This is a genomic window from Hydrogenimonas thermophila (genome assembly GCF_900115615.1).
Classification (GTDB): domain Bacteria; phylum Campylobacterota; class Campylobacteria; order Campylobacterales; family Hydrogenimonadaceae; genus Hydrogenimonas; species Hydrogenimonas thermophila.
On sequence record NZ_FOXB01000003.1, the window covers coordinates 1 to 18,324 of the forward strand.

The following is an 18,324-nucleotide window of genomic DNA, read 5'->3' on the forward strand; positions in this document are numbered from 1 at the left end:
ATGGGTTTGATGTTTTTTTACTAACTGGGGTTCAAAGGTTCCATTTCTATCTCTTGGAACTTCTAACTCAAACTCTCCTACGGAGCTTTTCATCTTTTTTGAAGATTTACCGTTTTTACGATTTTTTATCTCTTTGGATAAGTGTGATTCAAGCTCTGCTTCTAAAGCAGCTTCTGTAAGTTGTTTTATAAGTGGAGCAAGCACTCCATCTTTTCCATCTATTTTTGCACCTCTTTTTATCTGCTCAAGTGCTTCATTTAAATCAAATGTCTCTTTCATGTGTCTTTCCTTTAGAATATGTTATTCTATCGGATTGACACAAAATTTCTAACACTCCCTAGATTTATAGAGACATATAAAAACAATTTATTTGTAGTTAAATTTTACCATTATAACAGATGTGCTCTTGATAAAAGTTATAAGTTAATTCAAAAAATTTATAACATCATTAAAATTAAACAAATTTAACCTAAATTAATGTTATATCCAAGCTTCATTAATACTTCAAAACTACTATTATATTAATTTTTTATACTTTTCATACATCCTTCTGGCTGCTTCTTTATCATCTAATCGTAAATAATAAATTACTAATTCAGAATATTCCCATTCATAAATCGAATTATCTTCTATTAATTTACAAACTTTCATAGCCAATTCATTATCTTCTAAATTTGTCATAATACTGTTAAAAAGTCGTCCACCTAAAGAAAATCTACTGTTTCTATGGAAATAATCTGGTTGTTTTTTTAGAAGTTTTTCTATAAAATACAAAATATTTACCTCTTTGACAAATTCATTGTCACCCAATTCTATAATATCATCTAACAATCTACCTATTTCAAACAAATCATCAGTTTTAAAACCTTTATTTTTAATAGATTTTAAAGCTTTTTTAAATAATTCTTTAGCCAAATATTTATCTTTTGAAACATCTATGGATTTTAATGCATATTCTCTTAAAAGTGCAATGTTGTTAATTTTTTTTGTTAATATTTTATCTAATAATTCAATATCACTTGTCCCAAAATATGTAGCAATATTTAACAAAAGCTCTAATCTATCCTTATCTATTCTCGCAAGCTCTATAGCTTTTTCATATACCTTTTTTAGTAATTTTTTATTTTCTGAAAAATATTTTATATCAAAGCTTAAAACCTCTTCAATATCTTTATATGTTTTTAAAGATTCTAAATATTTTTTAAATAATTTATCACATAAATTCTCATCTATTTTTTCAATATCTTTAAAAAGTAAAAAATAGTCATCTTTATTTTTAGCATACTTTTCTGTTTTTTTATACAACTGTTTTGCCCATTTTTCATCTTCTAAAACAAATAAGATGTCGTTTGCTAATTTATAATATGATTTAAAATCCCCATCAACAATTTCTTCTGCTTCTTTGTAAAGCTTTTTTGCCATTTCTTTATCGTTAAGCTGTTGTATAAATCGTTTAGCAATAGCAATTTTTTCACTACTATTTTTAGACAATTTAATTGATTTTTCAAGAAGTCTTCTAGTCCATTCTTCATCTTTTAAAGTAGAAAAAATACGATCGCTTAAATATAAAACACTTGCACAACTATTAACTATACTCTCTTTATCTCTAAAAATTTCTCTAACAAAATCTATATCATTACTGTAAAATAAAACTTTTTCAGGCAATCTTTCTACTCTTCTAACACCAATAAGTGTTCCTTTCACAGGATGGGTAATGTGTGGCATATCTTTCTCCTTGTATTTTTTTTCAATAATTTTACAGTTTTAAGTGGATAGATTATGTCTGCTTGTAAAACAGACATAATCTAACTATAATTTTAATTATAATCTCAAAAAAAACAAAGGATTAGAATGTATTTTAAATCTAATATATTCAACGACATTAGTTTTATAGATATAGATCCAAAATCTCTTTTTATTATTTGGCTGTTTAAAACTCTTGATATGAATTATATACATCACAATAGATATATAGCTGAGTTTGCTAAATATTTATTATAGATTAAAAAGATTAGATAGTAGAAAAATATTCATAGATAGGGTTAAATTTTTTGAAATAGTTGAGGAATTTTTGATTAAAGTAAGGTATATGTAATGGTTGGAGTTTTTTGGATTTACAAAGATAAAATTTACTCTAAAAAACAATCAATAAAGTTTTTATCACCATTAAATGGATTTATAGATAGTAATTTTTCACATTACGAAGTCTGGGAAGAGTTTAAACAGAAATTTAAAGAGTTTTATTTATATGAATATGAAGAGATTAACAGGGGAAGAGTTGTTTATAATCAAAATAAAAATGAATTTGTAGTTTATTCGAACAGTTATGTAATTAAAAATCATAAAGATTTAATCATAAAAGATTTTAAACTAAGACAAGAAAAAGTTATATTTGAAGTTGATGAACATTATTTATTAACATGCATATAAGTATAGATAGAGTCATATTCTGCTATGCTCCACCACTTATTTATGCGGTAATATTTTATTACTTTTATTAATTGATTCTAAAAGAAGTTTTTGTTGCTCTTCACTGAGTTTTCCTTCACTCATAGCATCAATCATCTTTTCAACAACTCGTACTTGCAACTCTTTCTCTTTTAACTCTTTTTCTGCTTCTAATTTCTCTCTATGTATTTTTAGTTTTGTAGCTTGGTGATGTTTAAATAGCTTATATATAAGCCAAACAATTGTAATAAAAGCAAAGATAGTTATTAAAATTATCCACTTATTAAATATTTTAGAATCTTCTATCTTGCTTTTTTGCAACTCTAATTGCTTTAATGATATCTCTTTTTCACTAAGTGTTTTTGCTTTCAATGCTTCTGTTTTTAACTTTTCAATTGCAATAGCTTTTTGCATCTCAATTTTTGCAATCTCTTTTTTAGATTCAAGTTCAAGTCTTTTTTCATCAGAGATTTTTGGTTTAGAGCTGCTTCCAAGAATTGTTTGAGCATAGCCTATTTTACTGTTTTCTTGATCTATAAGTCTGGGCTTTTGACCACTATCTTGGCAGCCTGTAATTGACAATATAATTGCAATAGATAAAACAATTCTACGCAAAAAATACATTTATTATTCCTAAATCATCGGTACTCAGAGTTTTTGGATGCAAGTGTGCATACCAAAAACTCGTAAAATGTTATGAAAGTGAAGCAGTTCACTTTCATTTAACACATTTTACCTCTTTTTTTATCAGATCACTGTCTATTTCTATTAGAGTATGAACATTCCCTCTTGGATTAAAATCAGCTGTCAGTTTCATCCATCTTGGCTTGAGTTTTTCATATAGTACATCATATATCTCATTTGCACTTTCTTCGTGACTTATATGTCTGTTTCTAAAAGAGTTTATATATAGCTTGATAGCTTTAAGCTCTATTACCCACTGATCTGGAATATACTCAAGTTTGAAAGTAGCATAGTCTGGGTAACCGCTTCTTGGGCATAAACAGCTAAATTCTGGCAGAGTAATTGTAATTTTATAGTTTTTTTGAAATTTGTTTGGCCAAATTTCTAAATCTTTATCGATATTAAAGTTCTCAATAATCTCTTCACCGTATTTCACCGCTACTCCTGTTTTGTTTATGTTTAGACATCTAAATGTTTGACATCTTTGGCGTGTTCTTCAATATATTGTCGACGAGGTTCTACCTCATCACCCATAAATAGAGTAAATACATCACTAGCAGACTCTCCATTTTCAATGGAAACTCTTAAAAGTCTTCTATTTTCAGGATTCATAGTGGTTTCCCAAAGTTGTTCTGGATTCATTTCACCAAGACCTTTGTAACGCTGAATATATGCACCTTTTTTAGCACTTTTCTCTATCTCATCAAGCATTTCAAGCAGATCTTTTCCTTCAAAAATAGTTAAATCTCTTTCACTGATTTTGTCAAATATATATCTTGCTTCGTTATAGAAAGGATTTGTAAATAGTTCATCATCAATGATAATCTCTTCTAATCCTTCATCTGTTTGTACATATAGATGAATGACATCTTCACTTACATGCTTGTTTAGGATGTTATAGCCTAAATTGTCCAAATAAGATTTGATATCTTCAAAAAGTGCTTGATTGTCAAGAGCCAAAACATCAGGGTTTTCTATCAAGTATCTAATAACTTCAACTAGTGAAAATCGCTTATCAAGCTCTTTTAGAGTCATACGATAAAAAGCTACTAGTTTAAAAAGTTCAGTTAAATCTTTTTTGCCCATTCCCTGAACTTCAAGTGCATCAATGCCTCTCTCTATTAAAAATTCACTCATTGCTTTGTCATCTTTTAGGTAAATCTCTTGTTTACCCTTTTTATATCTATACAAAGGAGGTTGAGCGATATATAGGTATCCTTCTTCTATGATTGGACGAAGGAAACGGAAGAAGAATGTAAGCAGTAGTGTTTGAATATGGCTACCATCAACATCGGCATCCGTCATAATAATGATTTTGTGATAACGTAACTTTTCAGGGTTAAACTCTTCACCTATTCCACAGCCAAGTGCTGTGATCATATTTTTTATCTCTTCAGATTTTAATATTTTGTCTAAACGAGCTTTTTCAACATTTAAAATTTTACCTTTTAGTGGTAAAATTGCCTGAAATACACGATCTCGTCCCTGTTTTGCTGAACCTCCTGCTGAATCTCCCTCAACTAGGTATAGTTCACTGATAGATGCATCTTTACTTTGACAGTCTGCAAGCTTACCAGGCAGTGTTCCTACTGTCATTGCATCTTTTCTTCTTGTAAGCTCTCTTGCTTTTTTAGCAGCTTCACGTCCTTTTGCTGCCAATAATGCTTTTTGCATTATCGCTTTTGCATCTGTTGGATTCTCTTCAAAATATTTCAACAGTCTTTCATATGTTAACTTTTGAACAATTGGTTTTACATAGCTGCTTCCAAGTTTTCCTTTTGTTTGACCTTCAAATTGTGGTTCTGGAACACGAACACTTACAATAGCAACCAATCCTTCTCTTACATCATCACCACTGATTTTTGTATCTTTTTCTCTTGCATTTGCATTTTCTTGGATGTATCGACTTACTGCACGTGTTAAACCTGCTCTAAATCCGCTTTCGTGTGTACCACCATCAGGAGTTTTTATGTTATTTACAAAACTTAAAAGCTTTTCATCATAAGCGGTTGTATACTCAAACGCTATATCAACCTCAATATCTTCTACTCTTTCAGAATAGCTAATAACTTGGCAAATAGGATCTTTTTTTGCCATATCTTGAACAAACTGGTTTATACCGCCTTCAAAGTGATAAACCTCTTTTTTTCCTATTCGTTCATCTTCAAATGTTATAGTAATTTTTGGATTTAAGTATGCTAACTCTTTGAAACGTTTTGAAAGAATCTCATATTTAAAATCTACTGTTTCAAAAATTGTAGGATCAGGCCAAAATTGAATTGTTGTTCCAGTTTTTCTTGTATTTCCAGTAATTGTAAGCTCATTTACTGGTATACCTTTTTCAAAATCTTGTTCATGGATGTTTTTATTCCTATAAATTGTCATATGAAGTTTTTCACTTAGTGCATTTACAACACTGACACCAACACCGTGCAAACCACCTGAAACTTTGTATGTATCTTTATCGAATTTTCCTCCTGCATGTAAAACAGTTAAAACTACTGTTGCAGCAGGTATTTTTTCTGTTGGGTGCATGTCGGTAGGAATACCGCGTCCATTATCACTGATTACAGCACTACCATCTTTTTTGAGTGTAACTTTTATTTGATCACAGTAACCTGCCATAGCTTCATCTATAGCATTATCTACAACTTCATATATAAGATGATGGAGACCTTTTACTGATGTATCTCCAATATACATTCCAGGTCGTTTTCGTACAGCTTCAAGACCTTTTAAAACTTTAATATTACTTGCGCCGTAATTTTGGTTGCTCATTTGCTATATTTCCTTATGTTTGTTATAACTTATATGATAATTGGCATAATAACGGTATAGAAGTTGCCACTTTGAACAATAAATGGTAAGTTTGGTTCATTTAATCCCATATTGAACTCTTCATTGTCTATTTGACCAAGAAAATCAAGTAAATATTTGCTATTTACTGCCAATACGAATTCTTCATTGAATCCTGTGTTAAACTCCATCTCTGTTTCAGCTTCAGAGTTTTCTTCTCCTAAGCTTTTAAATATTATAGAGTTGTTTTTAAAAGTCATTTTTATCTCTTGAGAGATAGTTGTAATTTGTTTAATTGATTCAATAATTTTACTTTTTGGCAATATAATTGAATGCTTAAGACTTTTTGGAACTATTCTTTCGTAATCTGGGTATTTTCCATTGATTAAATGTGTATAGAAGTAGTAATTAGGTGTTTTTATTATTAAGTTTGTTTCATTGTAGAATATCTCTATTTGATCGAAAAATAGTTTTTGTATTTCTATAATTGCTTTTTTTGGAATTATCATAGAGAGTGTTTTGTCATTGCTGTTTTCTATTTTTCCTATTGCAAGACGACGAGTATCTGTACCTACAATATCTATTTCATTCTCTTTAATATTTAGGAGTGCTCCATTTAGTTCATATTTTGGATTGTTTGTATCAATAGCTGGTGAAACTTTTTTAAACATTTGAATGAGTTCCATTGAGTTTAGCTCGATGGATGGTAGATCGTCTAAGTCTGGGAACTCTGGAAACTCTTCTGCATTAAACATTGGTAGTTTGAACTTAGAATTTCCTTGAGTAATATGGAGAGTCTCTTCTATTGTTTCAAGTATGATGTCATCTTCTTTCAGAATTCTTACAATGTCAAGTAGTTTTTTCCCATTTGCTGTTGCTTTGCCGTTTATATGAATATCTACATGTTCGGTAGTAGCTTGTAGTCCGATCTCCTGATCTGTAGCTTTTGCAACCATTTTATTTTCATTTGCTATTAGTAACACATGGGAAGTTATCTGTGATGTGTCTTTTTTTTCGAGAAATGGCTGAAGGTTTATCAGCAGAGATTCAAGCGTGCTTTTAGCTACAGCAAGTCTCATCGGAACTCCTTTATATTTTTAATATTCTTAGTAGCAGTAGTCGTTTGCCGTGTTTATGTGAAAAATGCTGCTTGTCGACCAAATAGAGGGATTTCTTTCAATATATTCAAAAGCAAGATTTTTCACTTTTATTCACTTCTATTTATTATATCTTTTTTTTACCTCAAAAAGAATAGAATGCCTGTTTAATGCGCTATTCTACTGTTGCAGATGTAATTTTGTGGCTCAATTCTTCTATTTTTGCCTTGAAATTTTCATCTTTATCTATCATTTCATTTATCTTTTTCATTGCGTGACTTACAGCAGTATGGTCTTTCATTCCAAAGTATTGAGCAAGGCTTGGCATAGAGTTTGGTGTTAGTGATCTTGCCAAATATATAACAATACGTCTTGCTTCAACAATTTTACGACTTCTGCTTTTACTTTTTATTTCACTTGGTTTTACATTAAGCTCACGTGAAGCTACTTTTACAATGTCATCTATTGTGATATTTTCAGAACGCTCTTTAATTTGGTTTTTAACTACATTTTTGGCGAATTCTAATGTAATACTTTGGTTCATCATATTTGCAAATGCATTTAATTGTATGATTATACCTTCAATTTCACGGATATTATTTCCCATATTTGCGGCTATATAGTTGACAATTTCATTATCAATATGAATACCGTTAAGTTCGCATTTTTTCTTTATGATTGCAATTTTTGTTTCTAGTTCAGGCGGTTGAATATCTACTATAAGTCCCCATTCAAAGCGGCTTCTAAGTCTCTCTTCAAGTCCTGCAATCTTTTTTGGGTGTTGGTCAGATGTCATGACTATCTGTTTTCCATTTCCGTGAAGTTCGTTAAATGTATGGAATAGCTCTTTTTGTGTCTCCTCTTTTCGGCTTAGAAACTGTATGTCATCAAGTAGCAGAATATCGCAGCTTCGGTATTTGTCACGAAAACGATCCATTGTACCGTTTCTAAGATGGTGGGTAAATTGGTTCATAAACTGCTCTAATGATGTGAAAATTACTTGTTTGTTGCGTGCAAGGTTGAAATTTCCTATAGCATGCAACAGGTGTGTTTTTCCCAAACCTGCTCCACCATAAATAAATAGAGGATTATACTGAACCCCTGGCTTTTCTGCTACACGAAGAGCAGCTGTATAGGCAAACTGGTTTGAACTTCCTACAACAAAGCTTTCAAATGTATATGATGGGTTTAGAATAGTACTCTTTGAAGAGTTTTTTGATACTCCTGTATCTGTACTGTTTTCACTGGTTTGTTGAACTGGTACTCTTTTTTTACTATTTTTCACCTCAACAACTATTTGAGGTTTAATCCCAGTTTTAAGTTCAAATAGGTGAGATAGTTTATCACCATATCTGGTTTTTACCCATCTTGCTACTAGTGGATTTGGTGCATAAAATATAGCAATATCCGATCTTGAAGCCTCTTCATCGTAAGAGAGCTGTTTTATGTAACGCTCAAATTCTATTTGAGGAATTTCCTGTTTTAAAAGGTCTAAAATTTTATCAACTAGCATAATCTACCCATTTATTTGATATTTCACTATGTGAATAAAGTATGTGAAAAGTTGAGAATATTTTATCTCATTTTCGCTAAAATGCGGTTGTAAGAGTGTGAAAATAGAGTTATTCACAGTGTGAATAAAAAGGTGAATAGTGTGAATATTTTAGGAATAGATCCTGGAAGCAGAAATTGTGGTTATGCGATAATAAAAAAAGATGGTCGATCTTTACATCTTGTAGAAGCAGGTTTAATAAAGATACGTGAACGTGAACTTCAGCATCAAATTGTTGAACTTGTTGAAGGGTTGGATTTGATTTTAAAAGGCAATATTGTTGATGAGGTTGCAATAGAAGATATATTTTTTGCATTCAATCCAAAAACAGTTTTGAAACTTGCTCAATTTAGGGGTGCTTTAAGTCTAAAAATTTTGCAAGAGATAGGAAATTTTGCTGAATATACACCTCTGCAGGTGAAAAAAGCATTGACAGGAAATGGAAAAGCAGCCAAAGAACAGGTTGCTTTTATGGTAAAAAAGATATTAAAAATTAATAAAGAGATTAAACCGCTCGATATTACAGATGCAATGGCTGTGGCTATTACACATGCTCATAGAGTGAACTAATATGTTTTTACTGTAAAAAGATATTTATGATCATTAGGTAGTGTATTGTATATCTCATATGCCAAATCTCTAATTTCCCAAAGAGCTGATTTGTCACTTCTTAACTCTAAAAAGTTTTGAAGGCTTCTTGCATTTATTGTCCAGGTTAGTTCAGTTTTATAGCATTCAGGCAAAGCATATTTGGCTTTATCGTTTGGAATACCAGCTACTAAAAGTTGACGTAGATTTTCAAGAGCCATAACGCTGTATTTGTTTACTTCATCATTATCTGTTAAGACTATATACTTACTAGCTCTTTTTAGATCAGGTGCTAAAATAAAAAATTCTCCTACATTTTCATTTGATCTTTTCTCTCTACTTAAAAATGTATCTTCATTTTTTAACTCTTTTAAAGTATATCTTGTACTTTTTACACTAAGACTAGCTATTCTGTGTCTAGCAAGCTCTTGAAGAACTGCACGACTGATACCTTGAATATAAAATGTATATATAAGATGTTCAAGAGTACTTGCATGTTTAAACTTATTTCCTACTCGATCAATTAATTCCTTATCTTTTTCTCCTCCTGAATCACTTTTATCAAAACTTTGCCAACATGTTCTTATGGCATGTGCACACACTTCCAAAGGTGTATGTTGTAATAGAGTAATTTTCATATTTAAAATCTCCTTTTGACAATAGACAAACAAAATATTGCTATTATATCAAAGGCTAGTTGTATACTTTGTTTTATTACTGATTTAGAAGGAGTGAAAGTGAATGTTAAAATATTTATCAAGTACCGAATTACGGTACTTGAATAGATTTATTGTTTAAGCTGTAATAGTGTTTGTAGCATTTGATCAGAAGTTGAAATAGTTTTTGAGTTTGCTTGGAAGCCACGTTGCACAATAATCATCTGTGTTAGAGAACGGCTAAGATCCACGTTACTCATTTCAAGAGAGCTTGCTTGTATGAAACCTCTTTTACCAGTTGCAGCTGCACCTATAATAGGGTCTCCTGAGTTTGAAGTCTGTATAAATGTATTTCCTCCTTCACTCTCTAAACCTTCATTATTTGCAAAGTTTGCCATAGCTACTTGAGCTAGTCCAAAACTTCTACCATTAGTAAAACTTCCAATAATTGTTCCTGTCTCATCAATACGAATTCCATTTAAGTCTCCACCAGGATAACCATCTTGACTTATTCCTGATGTTGTAGATGGATTATCAAAACTTGTCATACCATTGAAAGCACCAAAGTCTCCAAGATTTATATTAATATTTTGATTAGGAGTAGAACCATTGTTTGCTGTAAAGGTTACACTTGTTGGTGAATAGTTTTGCAGTGATCCATCAGAATTAAATTTTACATATCCCATTGCAATATTTTTTGGTTCTATACCTCCATTAATATCGCCAGGTTTTGGTACAGATATTTTCATTTGCCACTCTGTACCACCATCTTCTGTATATCCTACTTTAACAAATTCAAATCTTACAGTATGTTTTGTTCCTAATGAATCGAATATATCAATACTTGCAGCATGTGAAGCAGCAGTAATTTGTTGAGAAGTTCTAAAACCTGTTCCGCTTGGAAGGTTTCCTTGAAGTGCTGCAAAAGCATCAGTAAATTTAGTATTACTTGAAATATTTTCTGTTGCATTTGTTAATGATGTAATTGAAATTGCTAAATCCCAATCGTTAGCATTAGTATCTGCTTGGTTTGTATCATTGCCATCACCATCACTATCTACTCCATCAGCTACAACTTCATCACCATCATCAGCATTGAATGCATCCCCTGTTGGGTTTGCTATTTGGAATTTTCCCTCTTCATTAATTGTAACTTCAACTCCATCATTTTTATCAGTAGCATCTATCGTACCATCTCCAGAGTAGTCAGTATGAAGTCTGAAGTTGGTTTGTATAGCATGTCTTAAATCTTCAGTTGTATTAAAAAATTGTTTAGTACTATCATTACTTGGTGGAGAGTAACTTGCAGGTGTTTTTTGATAAACATATTGATAAGCTGTATATACAGATACACTGCTTATAGCACTATCATCATCTGCTTGTACTTCAAGTTTAATATTTTTAGAGTCTGCTTCTGTTCCAGTTTTATTGTCATTAAGTAAATTTAATGTTGTTCCACTTGCTGATGCTCTTATACCTGTAGTATTTGAATACTCATTTATAGCATTTACTATTTGGGACATCTTTTCATCATCAGTACCGTTTAAGTCAACGTTTATTTCAACTCCATTAAGTTTTACATGAAATTTAGTTGCAGCAGCGGCATTTATATTTTGACTATTTGTTGCATCTGCTGCACTGATCCAGATACCTTGACCTTCCTGTAATGCAAAAGCTTCTCCATTTGCATTAAATAGTGAACCAAAGTCTTGTCCTTGCTCATAAATATTTTCATCTAAATCAAATATAGTATCACCTATATCATTTTCATCATGAATTTCATCACTCGTTTGTATTCCGTCACCATTTTTATCAACCCAATTTCTATTTGAGTCAAGTTGATAAATAGGGCTTTTATTTACTATTGTATCACCAGAGTTAAGGTTCGCTTTTAATGTTACAACTGAGGAAGCCCTAGCAGGAGTAGTTAACCCTGGTGGAATTTGTATATTTTGTATTGGTGCAGTAGAGTCAATAATTCCTGTTACAGGATCTCTTACCCAACCTTGAGCAACATATCCATTAGAATCTACAAAATTTCCATCTGCATCAAATACAAAATCACCATTTCTTGTATATTTGTATGTAGCCCCTCCATCTGGACTTACAACAAAAAAGCCATCTCCTTGGATTGCCATATCAGTATTTTTATCTGTGGTTTGAATAGAACCTTGTTTAAAAATTTTTGTAATTGATCCAACTTGTGAGCCAAGTCCTACTTGCATTGGGTTTTTACCACCAAGTTCTCCTTGTGGTGCTGTAGCAATTTTTGTTGTTTGGCTTAAGAGGTCTGAAAAGTTTACCCTACTGTATTTAAATCCTGTTGTATTGACATTTGCAATGTTGTTACCTTCAACATCCATTGCTATTTGGTGTGCTTGCAGTCCTGAGACTCCTGCCCAAAGTGATCGCATCATGAGGCTATCCTTTGATATTGATTTTTACTCTTTATATCAGTAAGCATTTTTCGTTCCTATTTTTTCATATTTATTGCTTGTTGAATCATTTGATCGCTTGTTGTAATACTTTTTGCATTTGCATCAAATGCTTTTTGCATAACTATTAGCTCTGTTAAAGCTTGACTGAGGTCTACATTGCTATTTTCTAATTTGTTAGAGTAAATAGTTTTTATAGCTTCACCATTTTCATCTGTATAAAGAAAAGCTTTTCCACTATTAGGAGTATATTGAAAGTAGTTACTGCCAATTTTTTCAAGTCCTTGATCATTTTGAAAATGGTAAACTGGAATATTTGCTATTGGAGATGATTTACCATTATCAAATATGGCATAAACAATACCATTATTTTCTATTACATACTCTTTTAATTCACCCGCAAAGTAGCCATCATGTTCTTCTTCATATAGAGAAGAAGAACTTACAAGTGATACAACACCATCAAACCCACTATATTCAATATTTTCATTGTATGGTGTTCCAAGAATAACATCAATAGTTCCACCATCTGCTCGTTGTAAAGGTGCAAAACTATTTGAAATTAATGCACCATTGCTATCAAATGTCAAAGTTCCATCTTTTGAATCTATCACGTTTCCATTACTATCAAGAATTTTCATAGTACCATTCCAAATAACTCCACTTTCACTTTGCGGTACTACTTTTGTAAAATTCATATCTAAAACACCTTTTTCTCCTGTTTCTAAAATTAAAGGAGTTGCAAAGTGTGCTTCGTTAGGTACTTCTTGATAAGTATTTATCTCAATTTTCTCAACAGTAATTGGAGATTTATTTATTGGATCCAACTCCGAAATATCAGCATCATTAATAGACCAATTAAGATCTTTATCAAGTTGGGTTTGAAGTACTATCTCTTTTCCATCACTATTTGTCAATGTAACAAATATAGTATCACCTTCTTTAGGATCTAACACTATGTTATCAGCTGTTACACTTCCATTTATTGAGAATTTTGTATCATTTATACTCTCATTATATTGTGGATTGTTTAATTCAACTGTTACAAAATTGAAATTTTTTGAACTATCTAAATTTCCATTTATTTTTACATAAGTTGTTGGTTCAGCAGGCATAGATAATTCAGTAGGCATAAATATTTTTTTTAGCTCAACGGTAGAAGTAAGTGGAATACTATCTACTGTATTAATAGTATATTTTCCATCGTTAGTTTTTATTATATTATCTGCAGTTGCACCAAGAAGGTAACCTCCATTATTGTCTGATAAATATTCTGTTTGGTCTAAAGAAAATCCACCATTTCTTGTATATAGTGTTTCACCATTATAATCTATTGCAAACCAGCCATCACCACCTATTGCAAGGTCAAATGGTCTGTCAGTATTTTGTAAAGAACCTTGTGACATATCTAAAGCTGTTGCATTTATTCTGCTTCCTAAACCAATTTGGTTTGTAGTTGGAAGTGTCTCTGATTGGCTTAACATTTTTGAAAATAGAGATGAAAATTCAGCTTCACTACTTTTATACCCAACAGTATTTATATTTGCTATATTATTACTAATTACATCTATACTATATTGGTGTGAAATAGTCCCCGATATGCCATTATAAAATGATGTATTCATTTTATTTATCCTTGATAAATTTCAACTACTTGGTCTAATGGAAAATATGATGAACCCATTTTTAAGTATGTAGTATTGTTATCAAAACGTACTGATTCAATTGGGTAAACACCAAATGCTGTTGTTTTTTCCTCTCCTGTTGGAGTAGTAAATGATGATTCAATAGAATAACCTCCTGGCTCTAAACGTTCTCCTGTATCACTAGTTCCATCCCAAGTAAAGTAGTTCACTCCTGCAGGTAGATCAGATATTTCAAATGTTTTAACAATATTGTCATATTTGTCTTTGATTGTTACTGTTCCAGCTGCAACATCATCTGGATAGTAAATTTCAAACTCTGGATCACCAGTTTCTTCTAGTAATATAGAGTTTGTTCCAAGTGATCCCATTTTTCCAATTGCTGAAACAGTAGAGAGTTGAGAAGTGTAAGAGAGAGTTTTGCTTAACTCTTCAAGAGCTTTATTTGTATTATCAGATGCTTCCAGTGCTGCAAGTTGAGATGTCTGTGTTAATATCTTTTCAGTATCTGTAGGATCTGTAGGATCTTGATACTCTAACTCTACTAATAGTAGTTTTAGGAAATCATCTTTACCTAAAACTGAGTCAGGATTGGTTGCAATGTCGCTAGTTGTACTGCCTAATGAACTTGTTGTGTTATATGTACTGGTAACATCCATAATTTCTCCTTATACGTATTGTGGGATGATTATCTCTAGTGATTCATAATTTTCTGGTATTTCATCAATATCTATATATTCATTTGATGAATACATTTGTCTTCTGTTATTTTGCTGCTGCTGTTGCTGCTGTTGCTGGTTCATATTGAATTGCATTTGTACATCTGTAAATCCCATAGAGGTAAGTTGGTTTCTAAGTTCATTTCCTTGTATAGCCATTACTCCAATAGCAGTTGGATTTGAATTGACTTGAATATGCAGATTATTACCTCTACTAATTAGTGTTACTTCAACTTTCCCTAAATCTTTTGGATCTAAAGATAGTTGCATACGTGTAAATGGCGGTTTATAGTTTTCAACCTGTTCTTGCAGTGTTTGAGCAAAATGACGTACTGTCTGTTTGGCATCTATAATTCTTTGACTAATTTGTTCACTACTTTTATTGATGCTATCATTGTGGACCATTTCATTTAAATCTACTTTTGTGAATGTTTTTTCTGTTTTAGTGTTTGTTATACTCTTTTTTTCTATCTCTTTTAATTTAGATGTAAATATATTTTCTTTTGAATTAGGCTTTGAACTATTTTGTTGTAGTTGGCTAAGCATTTTAGCTAAGCTGTTTTCTTGTTCTGTATTTGAAGATTTTGTAACTGAGTTTTGTGATATATTTTCTGTTTTATCTGTATTGCTTTTTTGTAATAACTCTTGCAAAGAGATAGATGTCTTTTTATCTAAGTTTTTTTTACTTTCATCAACTTCAAGATTTAAAGCAGCTACATGTTGTGAAATATGAGGATGAGAATTTAATATAGCTTTAGCTGATGTTATAGATGTTTGAGACTGTAAATTTTGTTTATTTGTAGATTTATCTTGTTTTTTTGTTTCTATCTCTATTTTTTGAGGGTTTAAGTTATGCTTTTTTGCTGTATTGATAATTTCATTAAGCGTTTTGGATTGTTTGATTTCATGTTCATTTTTTACTATATTTTCTGTTTTTGATAGAAATGTGCGTGAAGTATAGTTTTGATATTTTAACTCTTTTTCTTTATTTTCTAAATTTGATTTTTCTATTTTGTTTTCATTTGATTCAAAATTATTATTAAGAAGTGTTGATAGTTTAAGATTTGAGATTGAACTTTCTTTATTTTTTTCTTTATCATCTTGTCTATCAGTATTATCATCATTAGAGGGTGAGTTTATTTGTTCTATATTTAATTCATTATTTGTTTTAATAGTGTTACTGATATTAGATAGAAAGTTTTCATTTTCTAATGGTGTTTTACTATTAGATTGATTTTTACTAGTAGGTAAATTGGTTTTTTCATTTTGTAATTCTCTATTTTCAAATATAACTTTTTCTATATTGTTAATTGGTTTATTTTCGATATCAAGATTTTCTATAGTTTCAGTTAATGTATTTATATTTTTTGACGATAAATTTTTTACAAAAGTCTCATTATTGTTTTTAGTGTCAGCTATTTTTTTATTTAGTAATTCAATAGATTCATTTTCAATATCAGAAGTTTCAGCTAATGTGTCTGTCTCTTCTGATGAAAGTTTTTTTAAAATATTAAATTTATCACTGTTTTTACTATCTTGGTTATCAGTTTCTTGTAATTTAGTAAGTTTATTTAGCAGTTCAGTATCATCATTTTCGTTATTATCTTTTATACTTAGTAAAATTTTTTCAAAAGAGGACTCATTGCTTTCGTCTTTAGCTGATTTTACTTTATCACTATTTTTTGACAGATTACTATTTTGAATAGCTTCTAATGTTTGTGTTACCATACTTTCTGCCTTATTTATCTAGATATTAAACTAACAAGCAAAAAGTATTCCATTTCAATATAAAAATATATTTATTCTATTTTTCAACATACTGTTTTCATTTTCTTCTCTCTTTTAGATATAATGCGCAAAATAACTACTTTCACAGGACTACACTACAATGCAAAATATTCGTAATATTGCCGTTATTGCACACGTTGACCACGGTAAGACAACATTGGTTGACGGTTTGCTTCAACAATCAGGAACTTTTGAAGCTCATAAAGAGATTGCTGAGCGTGTTATGGACAGCAATGACATAGAAAAAGAGCGTGGAATTACAATTCTTTCCAAAAATACAGCAATTCGTTACAACGACTACAAAATTAACATTATCGATACTCCGGGTCACGCTGACTTTGGTGGCGAAGTTGAGCGTGTTTTGAAGATGGTAGATGGTGTTCTTCTTTTGGTTGATGCTCAAGAAGGCGTTATGCCTCAAACTAAATTTGTTTTGAAAAAAGCTATTGAGTTGGGAATTCGCCCTATTGTTGTTGTCAACAAAATTGACAAACCGGCTGCTGAGCCTGATCGTGTTGTTGATGAAGTATTTGACTTGTTGGTTGCTCTTGATGCTAATGAAACACAGCTTGATTTCCCTGTTCTTTATGCTGCAGCTCGTGATGGGTATGCAAAATGGAATATGGATGATGAAAACAAAGATTTAACACCGCTATTTGATGCAATTTTAGAGCATGTTCCAGCTCCTGATGGAAGCCCTGACAATACTCTTCAAACACAAATTTTTACTTTGGATTATGATAACTATGTAGGACGTATTGGCGTTGCACGTATTTTTAATGGTCGTATTAAAGCCGGTGAGCAGGTTTTACTAGCAAAATCTGATGGTGAAAAAGTTAAAGGACGCATCAGTAAGCTTATTGGATTTTTAGGACTTGAACGCATAGAGATAGATGAAGCTGAAGCAGGTGATATTGTTGCTATTGCTGGCTTTAATGAGATTGATGTTGGTGATACTATTACTGATCCTAACGATCCGCAACCTCTTGATCCTCTTCACATTGAAGAGCCAACTCTTTCAGTAATTTTCAGCGTAAATGATGGTCCATTTGCAGGTCGTGAAGGAAAGTTTGTTACTGCAAACAAACTTAAAGAGCGACTTGAAAAAGAGATGGAAACCAACATTGCAATGCGCCTTGAACAGCTTGGAGAAGGAAGTTTTAAAGTCTCTGGACGTGGAGAGCTTCAAATCTCTATTTTGGCAGAAAATATGCGTCGTGAAGGGTTTGAGTTTTTGATCTCTCGTCCGGAAGTTGTCATAAAAGAAGAGAATGGTGTACGTCTTGAACCATATGAACATCTTGTTATTGATGTACCTGAAGAGTTTAGTGGTTCTGTTATTGAAAAACTTGGACGCCGCAAAGCTGAGATGACAACTATGAACCCTATGCCAGATGGTACGACCCGCATTGAGTTTGAGATTCCTGCACGAGGACTAATTGGATTTAGAACACAATTTTTGACCGATACAAAAGGTGAAGGCATTATGAACCATTCATTCCTTGAGTATCGTGCATTTGTAGGACAGGTTGAGCATCGTGCTAATGGTGCACTTATCTCTATGGAGAATGGTAAAGCTCTTGGTTACTCTTTATATAACTTGCAAGATAGAGGAGTACTTTTCATTAAACCTCAAACAGAAGTTTATGTAGGAATGATTATAGGTGAACATTCTCGTCCTAATGACTTGGAAGTTAACCCGATTAAAGGTAAAAAACTATCAAATGTACGCTCTTCAGGAGCAGATGATGCTATTGTTCTTGTCCCACCTCGTGAAATGACTCTAGAACGTGCTATGGAGTGGATTGAAGATGATGAGCTTGTTGAAGTGACACCTGAAAATATTCGTGTACGAAAAAGATATCTTGATCCACATGTTCGTAAACGTATGGAAAAACAGAAAAAGTAAGTAGGTAGT

The 18,324-nt window shown here is 31.6% G+C and carries 16 protein-coding genes; 4 read left to right on the forward strand and 12 right to left on the reverse strand.

The features are described from left to right. Positions 1–279: transposase (locus BM227_RS01370; RefSeq protein ID WP_177201937.1), on the reverse strand; the 279-nt coding region annotated here is incomplete at its 3' end. A gap of 237 nt (positions 280–516) precedes the next feature. Then, positions 517–1,665 (reverse strand): hypothetical protein, encoded by a 1,149-nt coding sequence (locus BM227_RS01375; protein WP_143089673.1) that lies wholly within the window; start codon positions 1,663–1,665, stop codon positions 517–519. A gap of 186 nt (positions 1,666–1,851) precedes the next feature. Between BM227_RS01375 and BM227_RS12665 the strand changes: the two genes are divergently transcribed. Beyond that, complete coding sequence (locus BM227_RS12665) at positions 1,852–2,001, forward strand: hypothetical protein (protein ID WP_177201938.1); 150 nt, start codon at positions 1,852–1,854, stop codon at positions 1,999–2,001. 93 nt (positions 2,002–2,094) lie between these two features. Then, positions 2,095–2,430 carry a hypothetical protein gene (locus BM227_RS01380; protein WP_092910317.1) on the forward strand — a complete coding sequence of 112 codons (336 nt, stop codon included), beginning with the start codon at positions 2,095–2,097 and terminating at the stop codon, positions 2,428–2,430. 36 nt (positions 2,431–2,466) lie between these two features. Here the strand turns inward: BM227_RS01380 and BM227_RS01385 are convergent, their stop codons facing one another. The 5 genes from BM227_RS01385 to dnaA all read right to left on the reverse strand — a co-directional run bounded on the left by BM227_RS01385 (position 2,467) and on the right by dnaA (position 8,538). Beyond that, entirely contained in the window at positions 2,467–3,072 is a 606-nt protein-coding gene (locus BM227_RS01385) for a hypothetical protein (RefSeq protein ID WP_092910320.1), read from the reverse strand. A gap of 94 nt (positions 3,073–3,166) precedes the next feature. Next, on the reverse strand, positions 3,167–3,568 hold the full coding sequence (gene queF, locus BM227_RS01390; protein ID WP_092910322.1) for a preQ(1) synthase: 402 nt from the start codon (positions 3,566–3,568) through the stop codon (positions 3,167–3,169). A 23-nt stretch (positions 3,569–3,591) separates the two neighbouring features. After that, entirely contained in the window at positions 3,592–5,910 is a 2,319-nt protein-coding gene (gene gyrB, locus BM227_RS01395; RefSeq protein ID WP_092910325.1) for a DNA topoisomerase (ATP-hydrolyzing) subunit B, read from the reverse strand. Positions 5,911–5,939: 29 nt separating this feature from the next. Next, positions 5,940–7,007, reverse strand: a complete 1,068-nt coding sequence (dnaN, locus tag BM227_RS01400) for a DNA polymerase III subunit beta (protein ID WP_092910328.1) — start codon at positions 7,005–7,007, stop codon at positions 5,940–5,942. Between the two features lie 193 nt (positions 7,008–7,200). After that, positions 7,201–8,538, reverse strand: coding sequence for a chromosomal replication initiator protein DnaA (dnaA, locus tag BM227_RS01405; RefSeq protein WP_177201939.1), 1,338 nt, complete (start codon positions 8,536–8,538; stop codon positions 7,201–7,203). 141 nt (positions 8,539–8,679) lie between these two features. Between dnaA and ruvC the strand changes: the two genes are divergently transcribed. Then, positions 8,680–9,147 (forward strand): crossover junction endodeoxyribonuclease RuvC, encoded by a 468-nt coding sequence (gene ruvC, locus BM227_RS01410; protein ID WP_092910333.1) that lies wholly within the window; start codon positions 8,680–8,682, stop codon positions 9,145–9,147. Here the strand turns inward: ruvC and thyX are convergent. The 5 genes from thyX to fliK form a co-directional block, all read right to left on the reverse strand. Next, entirely contained in the window at positions 9,144–9,803 is a 660-nt protein-coding gene (gene thyX / locus BM227_RS01415; RefSeq protein ID WP_092910336.1) for an FAD-dependent thymidylate synthase, read from the reverse strand. The two genes, ruvC and thyX, sit on opposite strands and share 4 nt — an antisense overlap. A 149-nt stretch (positions 9,804–9,952) precedes the next feature. Beyond that, positions 9,953–12,238, reverse strand: coding sequence for a flagellar hook protein FlgE (gene flgE, locus BM227_RS01420; protein WP_092910340.1), 2,286 nt, complete (start codon positions 12,236–12,238; stop codon positions 9,953–9,955). Between the two features lie 56 nt (positions 12,239–12,294). Further along, positions 12,295–13,881 carry a flagellar hook protein FlgE gene (locus BM227_RS01425; protein ID WP_092910344.1) on the reverse strand — a complete coding sequence of 529 codons (1,587 nt, stop codon included), beginning with the start codon at positions 13,879–13,881 and terminating at the stop codon, positions 12,295–12,297. Positions 13,882–13,886: 5 nt separating this feature from the next. After that, positions 13,887–14,558 (reverse strand): flagellar hook capping FlgD N-terminal domain-containing protein, encoded by a 672-nt coding sequence (locus BM227_RS01430; protein WP_092910347.1) that lies wholly within the window; start codon positions 14,556–14,558, stop codon positions 13,887–13,889. A 9-nt stretch (positions 14,559–14,567) separates the two neighbouring features. Then, complete coding sequence (gene fliK, locus BM227_RS01435; RefSeq protein ID WP_092910350.1) at positions 14,568–16,346, reverse strand: flagellar hook-length control protein FliK; 1,779 nt, start codon at positions 16,344–16,346, stop codon at positions 14,568–14,570. Positions 16,347–16,506: 160 nt separating this feature from the next. On the opposite strand from fliK, the gene typA reads away from it, so the two are divergent. After that, a complete protein-coding gene (gene typA / locus BM227_RS01440; protein ID WP_092910352.1) occupies positions 16,507–18,315 on the forward strand; it encodes a translational GTPase TypA in 1,809 nt (602 codons plus the stop codon). The last annotated feature ends 9 nt before the right edge of the window (positions 18,316–18,324 follow it).